11 protein-coding genes are annotated in these 11359 nt (G+C 69.7%); 6 read left to right on the forward strand and 5 right to left on the reverse strand.

The genetic code is table 11. The features are described from left to right. A partial coding sequence (locus tag GT354_RS01825) for a cold-shock protein (protein ID WP_161354375.1) occupies nt 1-192 on the reverse strand: 192 nt, incomplete at its 3' end. A 282-nt stretch (nt 193-474) separates the two neighbouring features. Then, nucleotides 475-1638, reverse strand: coding sequence for a CaiB/BaiF CoA-transferase family protein (locus GT354_RS01830; RefSeq protein ID WP_161354376.1), 1164 nt, complete (start codon nt 1636-1638; stop codon nt 475-477). A gap of 101 nt (nt 1639-1739) precedes the next feature. Between GT354_RS01830 and GT354_RS01835 the strand changes: the two genes are divergently transcribed. The 4 genes from GT354_RS01835 (at nt 1740) to GT354_RS01850 (ending at nt 4828) form a co-directional block, all read left to right on the forward strand. Beyond that, on the forward strand, nt 1740-2540 hold the full coding sequence (locus tag GT354_RS01835) for a helix-turn-helix domain-containing protein (protein ID WP_161354377.1): 801 nt from the start codon (nt 1740-1742) through the stop codon (nt 2538-2540). Between the two features lie 995 nt (nt 2541-3535). After that, the gene (locus GT354_RS01840) at nt 3536-4303 is read left to right on the forward strand and encodes a helix-turn-helix transcriptional regulator (RefSeq protein WP_161354378.1); all 768 of its coding nucleotides are present in this window, start codon (nt 3536-3538) and stop codon (nt 4301-4303) included. Beyond that, nucleotides 4300-4497 carry a DUF397 domain-containing protein gene (locus GT354_RS01845; RefSeq protein ID WP_161354379.1) on the forward strand — a complete coding sequence of 66 codons (198 nt, stop codon included), beginning with the start codon at nt 4300-4302 and terminating at the stop codon, nt 4495-4497. The genes GT354_RS01840 and GT354_RS01845 overlap by 4 nt, the downstream gene beginning before the upstream one ends. A gap of 133 nt (nt 4498-4630) precedes the next feature. Further along, nucleotides 4631-4828 carry a DUF397 domain-containing protein gene (locus tag GT354_RS01850; RefSeq protein WP_161354380.1) on the forward strand — a complete coding sequence of 66 codons (198 nt, stop codon included), beginning with the start codon at nt 4631-4633 and terminating at the stop codon, nt 4826-4828. A gap of 70 nt (nt 4829-4898) precedes the next feature. On the opposite strand, the gene GT354_RS01855 is transcribed toward GT354_RS01850, so the two are convergent. Genes GT354_RS01855 through GT354_RS01865 form a run of 3 tightly spaced genes read right to left on the reverse strand, consistent with a single transcriptional unit; the run spans nt 4899 to nt 7977 of the window. Then, a complete protein-coding gene (locus GT354_RS01855) occupies nt 4899-5939 on the reverse strand; it encodes a serine hydrolase domain-containing protein (RefSeq protein WP_161354381.1) in 1041 nt (346 codons plus the stop codon). Beyond that, a complete protein-coding gene (locus tag GT354_RS01860) occupies nt 5936-7267 on the reverse strand; it encodes a UDP-N-acetylglucosamine 1-carboxyvinyltransferase (RefSeq protein WP_161354382.1) in 1332 nt (443 codons plus the stop codon). Before GT354_RS01860 ends, GT354_RS01855 begins: the two co-directional genes overlap by 4 nt. Nucleotides 7268-7272: 5 nt before the next feature. Beyond that, nucleotides 7273-7977 (reverse strand): hypothetical protein, encoded by a 705-nt coding sequence (locus tag GT354_RS01865; protein WP_161354383.1) that lies wholly within the window; start codon nt 7975-7977, stop codon nt 7273-7275. Between the two features lie 220 nt (nt 7978-8197). Between GT354_RS01865 and GT354_RS01870 the strand changes: the two genes are divergently transcribed. Both GT354_RS01870 and GT354_RS01875 read left to right on the forward strand, forming a co-directional pair. Then, on the forward strand, nt 8198-9553 hold the full coding sequence (locus GT354_RS01870; RefSeq protein WP_346011794.1) for a helix-turn-helix transcriptional regulator: 1356 nt from the start codon (nt 8198-8200) through the stop codon (nt 9551-9553). Between the two features lie 274 nt (nt 9554-9827). Continuing rightward, nucleotides 9828-11243, forward strand: a complete 1416-nt coding sequence (locus tag GT354_RS01875) for a tetratricopeptide repeat protein (protein ID WP_161354384.1) — start codon at nt 9828-9830, stop codon at nt 11241-11243. Nucleotides 11244-11359 lie beyond the last annotated feature (116 nt).

Genomic DNA, 11359 nt, shown 5'->3' on the forward strand with positions numbered 1-11359 from the left:
GATGTTCTCCGCCTGCGGGCCCTTCTGGCCCTGAACAGCGTCGTAGGAGACCTTCTGGCCCTCGACAAGCTCACGGTAGCCCTGCGACTGGATCGCCGAGTAGTGCGCGAAAACATCCGGGCCGCCGTCGTCCGCCTGGATGAAGCCGAAGCCCTTTTCCGCGTTGAACCACTTCACGGTTCCAGTAGCCATACAAATCTCCTTCGTGGTACCAAATGAAATTACACACATGCGTAATTCCAAGTTGCACAGCGATACGTTTTTCACACTATTTCGGCCTGCGGCACAACTGAATGGCCACAAACAAAAAACGCCCGACGGTCACGACCGTAAGGCGCTCACGAGATACATGGGAACCACTACTGCAACTGGTTCGAGGCTAGCACGGAAAAACCGTGCGCCCGGGAAAAACACGAACGTACTTCCCGGGACGGTGGTCTCCGGCGGTCGCGCGGCGCCTCGGGAACGCCTCCATCACTCCGCACTCGGACCCGGATCGGCCATGCCCAGTTCGGCCAGAATCGCGCGCGTGTGTTCCCCCACGGCCGGAACCGGGCCCATCGCCGCCTCGCGCCCGGTCACCGTGACCGGCGGCAGCAGCGCCCGCAGCGGACCGACCGGCGAATCGACCGACCGCAGCCGGTCCCGCGCGGCGTGTTGGGGGTGATCGGCGAACTCCGCGACCGTACGCATACGCGCGTTGGCGATGCCGACGGCGTCCAGGCGCTCGACGATCTCGGCGGCGGTACGGTCCGCGAAGGCCGTCTCGATCAACTCGGTGAGCCGCTCGTTGCCGGTGACCCGCAAAGAATTGGTCCGAAACCGCGGGTCCTCGACCAGGTCGGGGCGGCCGAGCACGTGTGCGCACAGCGCGGCCCACTCCCGATCGTTTTGCACCCCGACGAAAACCTGACTGCCGTCCCCGACCCGATACGGCCCGTACGGCGCGATCGCCGCGTGCCGGGCGCCGGTGCGCGGCGGGGGCGTGCCGCCATACGTCGCGAAGTAGTACGGGAAACCCATCCACTCGCCGAGCGCGTCCAACATCGACACCTCGAACGCGCTGCCCTCGCCCGTGAGTTGCCGTTCGTACAGGGCGGTGAGCAGCCCGGTGTAGGCGTACATCCCGGCGGCGATGTCGGCGATCGGAATACCCGCCTTCGCGGGCGCGTCGGGGGTTCCGGTGATCGAAAGCAGGCCGGCCTCGCACTGGACGAGAAGGTCGTACGCCTTCTTGTCGCGGTACGGGCCGGCGGTGCCGTATCCGGATATCCCGCACACGATCAGCCTCGGGTACCTTTCCCGCAACTCCGCCGCGCCCAACCCCAATCGGTCCGCCGCGCCGGGCGCGAGATTCTGCACGAAAACATCCGCGCGGGCGAGCAGCCGGGCCAGGATTTCCCGGGCGCGATCGTCCTTGAGATCGAGCGCGAGACTTTCCTTGCCACGATTGACCCAGACGAAATGGCTGGACATCCCCTCGACGGTGTCGTCGAACGAGCGCGCGAAATCACCGTCTCCCGGACGCTCGACCTTGATCACCCTCGCCCCCAGATCGGCGAGTTGCCGGGTCGCGAAGGGCGCGGCGATGGCCTGTTCGAGCGAAACGACGGTGACGCCGGCGAGGGGAAGGAGCACATCCCCATACTGACAGAGCGTCAGCGATCCGACCCGGGGCGAGAGATCCACCAGCGCACCCTTCGGTGGGCGCCGAACCGAGGCCGGTCGATGATGGCGACATGGATGCCAACCACAACGGGCGGCCCGCGGATGTCCCCGTCGCCCGTGCCGCCGCCCCCGCCGACACGGCCGCCGCCGGCGCGGACGGGGACACGATCCCGCGCCTCGCGGCCCTCGCGGCGCTGCTCGCGGACGAGACCCGGGCGGGCGTGTGCCTGGCCCTGCTCGACCGGCGGTCCTGGACCGGCGGCGAGTTGGCCCGGCACTGCGGAGTCGCGCCGTCGACGATCAGCGAGCATCTGACCCGCCTGGTCGACGGCGGTTTGCTGATCCAGGAACGGCAGGGCCGGCACCGATACGTCCGACTGGCCGACCCGGCGGTGGCCCGCATGGTCGAGGACCTCGCGGCGTACGCGATGCCGCCGACCCGTACGCCGCCCACGTCGCTGCGGGCACACTCGGCGAGCGAGGCGATGGCCCGCGGCCGAACCTGCTACGACCACCTGGCGGGCCGCCTCGGCGTCGCCATCACCGACGCGATGACCACGAGGGGCCTGCTCCGCCAGGACGCCGGCTTCGCGCTGAGCCCGGCCGGCGTGGCCTGGCTCACCGACCTGGGCGCCGACCTGACCGAGACGCGCAAACGCCCCTTGGCCCGCCCTTGCCTGGACTGGACCGAACGCCGCCCCCACCTGGCCGGCACCGCCGGCGCCGAACTGTGCCGCCTGATCCTCGACCAAGGCTGGGCCGAACGCATCGGCACCCGCCGCGCCGTCCGCCCAACTCCCCTGGGCCGCACCGAACTCGAACGCCTCCTGGGCATCCGCCCCGCCGACCTGGACCCACCCACCGCAATTTGACCCACGCCCCTCGGCACACCCGACTCACACCGGCACCGCCGCCGCCGCCCGTGCCGGGGCCCTCCAGTCACGAACCGGCCGACCCACGGCCTCGGCAAGCTCGGCAAGCCGCCCACGCTGCCGCTCCCGCTCGGCGGCCTCACTCTCGGCCGGCTCGGCTGTGCCCCGCTTGCGATCCGCTTCACCGCACCCCCTCCGCCACGCCGCAAGCTCCGCCGGCGTCATCAGATATCGCGGCACAACCGTCGCCGAGTCCTGCATGGGCGGCTCGTCGGCCAAGGAATCCTGGGCCACCGGCACGAAGTCGCGCCACCCACCCGGATACGGCGTCCGCTTCGACTCGCCGGGCTCGAACGAACCGAAGGTCCGTTCCGCACGAACGCCACGGATACCGATCGACACCGGAAGGATCAACCGCACCAACCACCGAAACACACCCGCAACAACGCTTGCCATGTCCTCAACTCCTGTCAGTGAACGGCAGGGTGCCCAACCGGCGCGCCGAGCGATGACGTCAGCGCGGCGCGCCGGGCATGGCGCCCTGACGCCGGGACCACGTGCGACCGAGAGCCGGCGCCAGGGCAGTCAGGGGGTATCGCCATACCGGTACCGACAGCCCGGGGAACATTGGCACGGCGGGTCGGGTGTGAACCATGGCGACCGCGAGAACCGCGTGTGACGTTGAGGCGGAACCAAGATTTCGGTCCCTGTGACACCTACCCGATATACGGCCAACGTGATGCTGCTGCTGGGCAGTTCGGGGAACGGGTCGAGATTCGACTGGTCGATCCGAGAGGGGTGATCCATGGCCGCGCGCCTTCCGCTGACGGACGAGATTGCACTGTCTGTACTGCGATGATGACGCGCCGTCGCTAGGGTCGACAGCCGGGAACCCTTGACCGAATTCGCTGGCAAACGAAAGGGGAACGGACGTGCGATACACACCCCGCCCTATCGATCCCGGGGCCGGGCCACGGGCGTCATACGGCGAGGCAATGCGCGAACACCGGGAAGCAGCAGGGCTTTCGCTCGAACTGTGTGCCGCCAAGCTGGGTTACGACCCAAGCGCACTATCCCGGTTCGAAAACGCAAAGCGGGCCGTCCCTCCGGACGTTCCCGAGAAGTTGGATGTCCTTTTCAACACGGGCCGACTGTTCACGGTCATGTACCGGATGATCAAACACGACGTGCACCCCGGCCGATATCGGCTGTCAATGGAGTACGAAGACGTCGCGATTCAGATCGCAGAATACGCGGGGCAGGTCATGCCTGGGCTGCTTCAAACGCCGGACTACGCGCGGTCCCTGCTACGCGCCGGACGCCCGGACGCGACAGACGATGAGCTCTCCGATCTGGTCGCCGCCCGCATGGGTCGACAGGCCATCCTTGCCCGCGACGTCCCGCCCATCTACTCGGCTGTGTTGGACGAAGCAGTTTTGTGTCGGCCAGTCGGAAGCCATGCCATCATGCGCGATCAACTCGCCCGAATCCTGCCGTTGTGCGATGGAGCCCGCACCACCATTCGAGTGCTGCCGTTCGAACACGGTGAACATCCTCTACTGGGCGGATTGTTGGTTCTGCTCACCCTTCCCGATGGCAAGGTTGGAGCGTGGGTTGAGGGCAGTAACCACGGCCAGATGTTGGAGCACCCGGATCTCGTACGCGAGCGACAACGGGCCTACGATCGCGTGAGTGCCTACTCCCTGCCGACAGGGCAGTCGGCAGACCTGATCAAGACCGCAATGGAGAGGTACGCCGCATGACGACTGCCCCGATTCCCAGCAGCGCAAAGTGGCGCAAGTCGACGTTCAGCAACCCCGATGGGGGTAGCTGCCTGGAGGTCGCCCCCGGTTTCGCAGTCGTTCCCGTCCGCGATTCCAAAGACCCGAGCATCGGCCACCTGACCGTCGCCGCCGCCTCCTGGTCCGCCTTGCTGTCCAGCCTGCGCCCGGCCTGACGCCATCCCGGTACGACTCCCGGCCGGCACGACGCCGGGAGTCGTACCGCTCAACACGCTTTGATACGAAGGCAGTTCGTCAAGATGATGGAAACGCGGACCCGCCGCCCCTGAGTTGGACGGAGTGTGAGCCATGACCAGAGCCCCTCACCTCAGCACTGCACACTGGCGCAAGTCGAGCTACAGCGCTCCCCAGGGGTCGGAGTGCGTAGAAGTCGCCCCCGGCTTCACGATCATCCCCGTCCGCGATTCCAAGGATCCGAACATCGGCTACCTGACCGTCGCCCCCGCCTCCTGGTCGGCCCTGCTGTCGACGCTGCGCACGGCCTGACGCAGACCCCGCCCGAATCCCGACCACCCACCAGGCCAACAGCCGCTCCCCCATCGGGCCCTCCGTGAGGTCAGGCGATCAGGGCTTTGCGGGCGAGAGCGCGGAGCGGTGCGACGCGGGTACTGGGGCGGCCGTGATAGACGGCGTTGGTGCAGATCGCGAGGTAGCGGCCGGTGGCGGGGGCGAGGAACAAGCTCGTACCGGTCCAGCCGTGGTGATAGACGGCCTGAGCGTCGTCGGCAAGCAGCCAAGCCAGGCCACGGTCGATGCCGGGCTCGATGCTCACTTGCGGTGTTCGGCCGGCCTCGAACCACGCTGCGAGGCCGAGCGGGTCGGCGGGATCAAGGAGATGCTCGGCGTAGGTGGCGAGGTCGCCGGTGGTGGTGAAGACGCCGGCGTGGCCGGCGACCCCGCCCATCAGGGCGGCGTTGTCGTCGTGGACAGCGCCCCAGATGCGAGGCGCGGCAGTGAGGCGTTGCTCGGTGGGGGCGACGTGCACGGCGCGAGCGATGGGCCCGTACGTGGTAGCAGTCATGTTCGCATCGGCCCACAGGTCGGCGGCGAGTTCGTGCAGGGGGCGGCCATGGACGTGAGCGAGGGCCAAGCCCAGGAGGATGAAGCCCCGGTTGAGGTAACGGTGCCGGCCAGGGGGTTCTTCCAGGGGTTCACGGCACAGGAGCTCGGCGAGCGAGAGGGGGTTGCCGCGGTAGCGGTCGAGGCGGGTCTCGGCACGGAGACCGGAGGTGTGGGCAAGGAGTTGCCGCAAGGTGGCGCCGCCTCCGGGGGCCTCGCCGGAGGTAACCGAGGTGAACGGTGGCAGGAACTCGCGTACGGGGGCGTCGAGTTCGATCAGGCCGGCTTCGGCGGCACGGCCGATCAAGGGCCAGGTGGCGATGACCTTGGTCAGGGAGGCGGCATCGTACACGGTGTCGGAGGTGGGCGGGGTGTCGCCGCATTCGGGGGCGACGACGCCCGCGCCGATCGTGTGCCGTTCTCCGTCGGCGGTACCGCAGACGAGGACGCCTCCAGGGCTCCCCCCAGTGGTGACCAGAGTGTCGAGGGCGTCGCGCAGGCTGTGGACGTCGGCCGGGTCGAACGGCGTGATGTTCATGCGGTGTGCGTCTCCGTGGGGGTGAGAGTGGCATCGGCGCCGAGGGTGGCCAGGGTGGGCAGCAGCCGTTCATAACCGCGCCGAAGGTGGTACACGGCCCGGATCGTAGACGTTCCCTCCGCGGTCAGGGCGGCGACTACGTAGGCGGTCGCGGCTCGGATGTCGTCGGCGCGCACGTCGGCGGGGCGGAGTCGAACAGGGCCGCGAACGGTGATGCGTGAGCCGTCGGTGGCGATGTCGGCCCCGAACGCGCGCAACCCGGCCACATGGGTATCGCGCCTCGGGTAGACCGTTTCGGTGACGGTGGACGCACCCTGGGATCGGGTGAGCATGGCCGTGAGCTGGGGCTGAGTATCGGTGGGCAGCCCGGGATGTGGGCCAGTGCTCACGGTGACCGGAGCGAGCCGGTCCGGGGCGAGGACGGCGACAGCGTGGCGCAGGTTGGCGAGGGTCACCCCGGCTTCGCGCAGAACTGCGGTCAGGCCGGCGGGAAGGTCCGCGAGTGTGATCCCCTCGAGGACGACATGGCCGCCGGTGGCGGCGCAGGCCATCGCCCAAGTCGCCGCCTCGATCCGGTCGCCGGGAACCGTGTGGACGCTGCCGGTGAGGTGGTCGGCGCCGTTGACGTGAAGGCCATCGTCGTCCCAGTGGATTCCCGCGCCTGCGGCAGTGAGGAACGCGGCGGTGTTGACGACTTCGGGTTCGATACTGGGGTGGGTGATCAGGCTCGTGCCGGGGGCGCGGGCGGCGAGTAGTAGCGCCGTGACTGTGGCGCCCATGCTGGGGCCGTAGGGGGTGTTCACGTCCACACGGAACGGGCTCGGACCGTGAGGTCCCACCCAGGCGCGAATGGTGTGACCGTCGTCGGTGACAGTCGCCCCGGCCGCTGTCATCGCAGCGAGGTGGCGGTCGATCAGGCGCGGACAGAATGCGTCCCCGCCGGGCCGGGGCATGCTCACGCGGCCGGTGCGGGCCAGAACAGCGGCGCCCAGAACAGTGCTGACGCGGACCCGCGTGCCCAGGGTGGGGTGGACCTCGGGGAACGGGTGGTTGGTCGGAATCACCCGGAACTCACCGGCCGAGTACGTGGTTTCAGCTCCCGTGTGGCGCAGAATCGCGGCGCAAACGTCCGTGTCGATGATGCCCGGTGCGTTGTGCAGGACGGTGGGGCCGTCGCAGGCCAGTGCTGCGGCGTAGAGGTGGAGGGCGATGTTCTTGCCGCCCTGGATGTCAACGGTGCCGGCGAGCGGGGTTCCGCCGGTGATCTGCAGAACGTCCGTGACCTTTGTGGCAGAGGCAGAAGCAGTGGTACGCGGTGCGGTGCTCATGGGATTCACCTGATCCGACTGCCGCGCGGCAGGACGCCGCCGACGTGGTTACGGGGGAAGATGACGGTCCCGGGACCGATGAGCGTCGCGGGGCTGAGGACGGTGCCGGCGGGAAGGGCGACGTCGTCGCCGATCACGGCGCCGAACTTGGTCTGCCCGGTGGTGATCCGCTCGCCGTCGAGGACGAGGGTGATCTGCTCGGTGGCGGGTTCGGAGACAGGGCCGGTGATGCGCATACCGGTGGTGGTGCAGAACGCGCCGACGTTGACCCCGTGGCCCAGGATCGAGTCCCCGACGAACGCCTGGTGCACCATCAACACGTCGGCGACCAACAGACTGCGAGTGATCTCCGCACCGCCCGCGATACGGCAGCCGGGCCCGATCACGCTGTGGTCGCGGATCACCGCAGGTCCGATCACGGTGCCGGCGCAGATCAGGACGGGTCCGACGATCGTGGCGCCGGCTTCCACCCTGGCGCCCGCCTCGACGCGGACCGCCCCGATCAGGCGCGCGTCGGGGTGGATGTCGGCACCGGCGACGGTGGTGGTGAGCTGGTCCAGGTCGGCGGTCAGAATCGGCTTGACGTCGAACACTCGGGCACAGCGGCCCAGGATGTCGGTGACGTAACGGTGTGTGGTCCGGTCCCGGTCGATGTAGTAGGCGGGAGTGAGGCGTTCATTGTGGTCCGGGGGCGAGAGAAGGGTACGCACGGTCGCTCCTCCTGTGGTGATGCCATGGCGGGCGGCGCCGCCTCGAGCACGGCCCGAGAAATGCGGCGCCGCGCACCCATCACGCCGCGAACCGAGTTCCTGCGTCCCACCCAAGGGCGCATACCGCAAATGCCTTGCATCTTGTGCAAAACGGTTCATCGTTGGGCTATGCGGGTGCTATCACTGAAGATTCCTGTACCGGCAGGTGAGGAGATCGCCCGTGACCACCGTCAAGCATCGGCAGCGGCATCTCTATTCGGGTATGCGGGTGCGTCAGGCCCGCCAGGCGCGGGCGTGGACCCTCGCCGAACTCGGCCGACGCACCGGTTACTCGGCCGCGCAGGTCTCGCGGTACGAGCGCGGTCTCGCGCCCTTGACGGACGTCACGGTCATCCGGAGGTTCGCCGAGGCGCTGGGATTGCCGGTCGAGGACTTCGGGCTCGTACCGGTGCCGGCGGTACCGGGGCCGCGTCCGGCTTCGGTAAGGTCGATTCCCTGGTTGCCGCGTCCTATTGTTGGGCGCGAGGAACCACGAGAGGGCGAGAACGTGCGCAGACGACGCCTGTTGGCGAACCTGGCGGCGACCGCCTCCCTCCCCTTCGTCGGCAGGGGCGCCGCCGGCGCGCGTGCACCGGCCTCGGGGGATCTGCTGGTCGCGCGGGTGCGGGATGCAATGCTCGGCTTGGACACCGCGCCGGCGGCCACTACCACCGCGTGGGTGCGCGGGGCGTTGGCGGTGGCCCTGAGCGATTTCCATACCGGTCGCTACGGTGCCTTGGCCGAGCGCCTGCCGCGTCTGCTCGCGGCGGGCCATGCCCTCGCCGACGAGAGCGCGAGTGTCGAACATCAAGCGCTGCTCGCGGAGATCTACGTCCTGACCACCCGCATGCTGATCAAACTCGACGACCCTCAACTGGGCTGGATGGCCGCCGACCGCGCACGCATCATCGCCCACACCGGCAACAGCGCGCTGGTCGCCGCCGAGGCCTCCCGCAATCTCGCCGTGCTCGCCCGTAAGGCGGGATGGCACGAACAGGCCATGCGCATCGCCCTCGACGCGGCCGACCGTCTCACCCTGCGCGGCCCCTCCCCTCGCCTCACCGCCGAACGCGGTCTGCTGATCCAATCCGCCGCATATACCGCCGCCCGAGCCGGAGATCGCGACGGGATGCGCGAACTCACCGACGAGGCCGCCGCCATCGCCGAGCGTCTGGGCGGGGTCATGCTCCGCGACCACGGTGGCGGCTTCGGGACCGCGACCGTCGCCCTCCACCGCATCTCCGCCGAGAACGCCGCCGGCGATCCCGGCGCGGCCATCGCCACCGCTCGCGCCATCGCGCCGGCGAGCCTGCCTACGGTGGAACGTCGCTGCCGCTACTTCACCGACGTCGCCACCGCGTATGCCCACTGGGGACGCCGCGACCAAAGCTTGCACGCCCTCCTGAACGCCGAACGCTGCTCCCCCGAGGAAACCCACACCCGTCCCGCCGTCCGCGCCCTCGTGTCCGGGCTGCTCCTCGGCGGACGCACCACTCCCGAACTCCGCGCACTCGCCACCCGCTGCGCCATCGCCTGATCCGCTTCGGTCGGTTCAGTTCACGATGATCTCCCGGCGCCCGCCGAACGGCCGTCGGGGCGTTGTGAGGTTCGCCCGGGGCCGGAGGGGCGGCGCGCCGAAGATGGGTGTGTTCGCCGCCGGCTACGGCAGGATGTTGCCGGTGATCGGCGTAGGCCGGCCGCGCATGCGCGAGCCCGGGCCCAGGCCGGGACCGGAGTAGTACCCGGCCGCAGAGCCGCCGGGGCCCGGCGCGAGCACACGCGCGGTAGCCGGAGGAGAGAGAGGAACCTCGATGGGCAAGGATCGGCATGGGCTCGACATGTCCGGGGTGGGCGCCGAAGGGTTGCGGCACTACGAGCGCGCGGTCGATGCGTTGTTGTTCTTTCGGCCCGAGGTGGCCGAGGCGGCGGAGGCGGCGTTGACGGTCGAGCCCGGGGCGCCGATGACCAACGTGCTCGCGGGGTATCTCGGGTTGCTGGGCACCGAGGCCGGTGATGCCGCCGCCGCGCGGGAGCGGTTCGAGCGGTTGCGGATCGCGCCGACGCGGATCGAGCCGCGCGAGGTGGCCCATCTGACGGCTGTGCAGGCGTGGTTGGACGGGGACATCCACCGGGCCGGCGCGATCCTGGGCGAGGTGGTGGCGACGCACCCGCAGGACGTGCTCGCGTTGGCGGTCGGTCATCAGATCGACTTCCTGACGGGTGACGCGACCCGGCTGCGCGACCGGGTCGGCGGGGTGCTGACCGGGTGGGAGAACGAGGACGACCCGCACTACGGGCCGGTGTTGGGGATGTACGCGTTCGGCCTGGAGGAGGCCAGCCACCACGACCGGGCCGAGCAGGTGGGCCTGACCGCCGTCGCCGCGCACCCGCACGACGTGTGGGCCGTCCACGCCGTGGTGCACACGTACGAGATGCGGGGGCGCTTCGCCGAGGGCATCCGCTTTCTCGACGCGCGGATGGCGCACTGGTCGCACGGCAACTACCTCAACGTGCACAACTGGTGGCACTACGGCGTGTTCGCGTTGGAGGCGGATGCGCTCGACCGGGCACTGGCCGTGTACGACGCCGTGCTGCACAACGCGAACTCGGTCGGCGCGGCGATGGAACTCCTGGACGCCTCCGCGCTGTTGTGGCGCGTGTACCTCGACGGCCACGACGAGGGCGAGCGCTGGGCGGCGCTCGCCGACGCGTGGGCGGCACGGGCCGACGGCGCGTACTACGCGTTCAACGACATGCACGCGGTCATGGCGTACGTCGGCGCGGGCCGGATCGCCGACGCCGAGGCGGTGGTGCGCGACCGTGAGGCGTGGCTCGCCGAGCCGCACCCGGGGGTGGGCAACCACGTGATGACCGCGCGGGTGGGGCTGCCGGTGTGCCGCGCGCTCGTCGCGTTCGGGCAGGGCCGCTACGCGGAGACCGTCGACCTGCTGGCCCCGATCCGACACCGCCTCAACGTCTTCGGCGGCAGCCACGCGCAGCGTGACGCCGTGCAGAAGACCCTCGTCGAGGCGGCCCTGCGCGCCGAGCGCCACGAACTGGCCCGCACGCTGCTCAGCGAGCGCATCGGCCTGCGTCCGAGCAGCCCGTACAACTGGCTCAAGCAGGCACGACTCGCCGACGCCCTCGGCCGATCCGGCGCGGCGGCGCTCGCCCGTGACCGGGCGAGCGAACACACCGCTACGATCACCGCCGCGTGGGGGCGCTGAAGCCGATCCGATGCTGAAGCCGATCCGATTCGGCCGACCCGGCATGCTCGTCGGGTTCGGGCCCGGTCTGCCCGGACCCGGCCGCTGAGGCCCGACCGGCCGGCCGCCCGGCCCCG

It is taken from the genome of Streptomyces sp. SID3343 (assembly GCF_009865215.1).
GTDB lineage: Bacteria > Actinomycetota > Actinomycetes > Streptomycetales > Streptomycetaceae > Embleya.

Bases quoted from the DNA above. Each gene is read 5' to 3' on its own strand.
- GT354_RS01855 (WP_161354381.1), bottom strand. From the start codon at position 5,939: ATGAACATCACGCCGTTCGACCCGGCCGACGTCCACAGCCTGCGCGAC.
- GT354_RS01850 (WP_161354380.1), top strand. From the start codon at position 4,631: ATGACCAGAGCCCCTCACCTCAGCACTGCACACTGGCGCAAGTCGAGC.
- GT354_RS01840 (WP_161354378.1), top strand. From the start codon at position 3,536: ATGCGCGAACACCGGGAAGCAGCAGGGCTTTCGCTCGAACTGTGTGCC.
- GT354_RS01835 (WP_161354377.1), top strand. From the start codon at position 1,740: ATGGATGCCAACCACAACGGGCGGCCCGCGGATGTCCCCGTCGCCCGT.
- GT354_RS01845 (WP_161354379.1), top strand. From the start codon at position 4,300: ATGACGACTGCCCCGATTCCCAGCAGCGCAAAGTGGCGCAAGTCGACG.
- GT354_RS01875 (WP_161354384.1), top strand. From the start codon at position 9,828: ATGGGCAAGGATCGGCATGGGCTCGACATGTCCGGGGTGGGCGCCGAA.
- GT354_RS01860 (WP_161354382.1), bottom strand. From the start codon at position 7,267: ATGAGCACCGCACCGCGTACCACTGCTTCTGCCTCTGCCACAAAGGTC.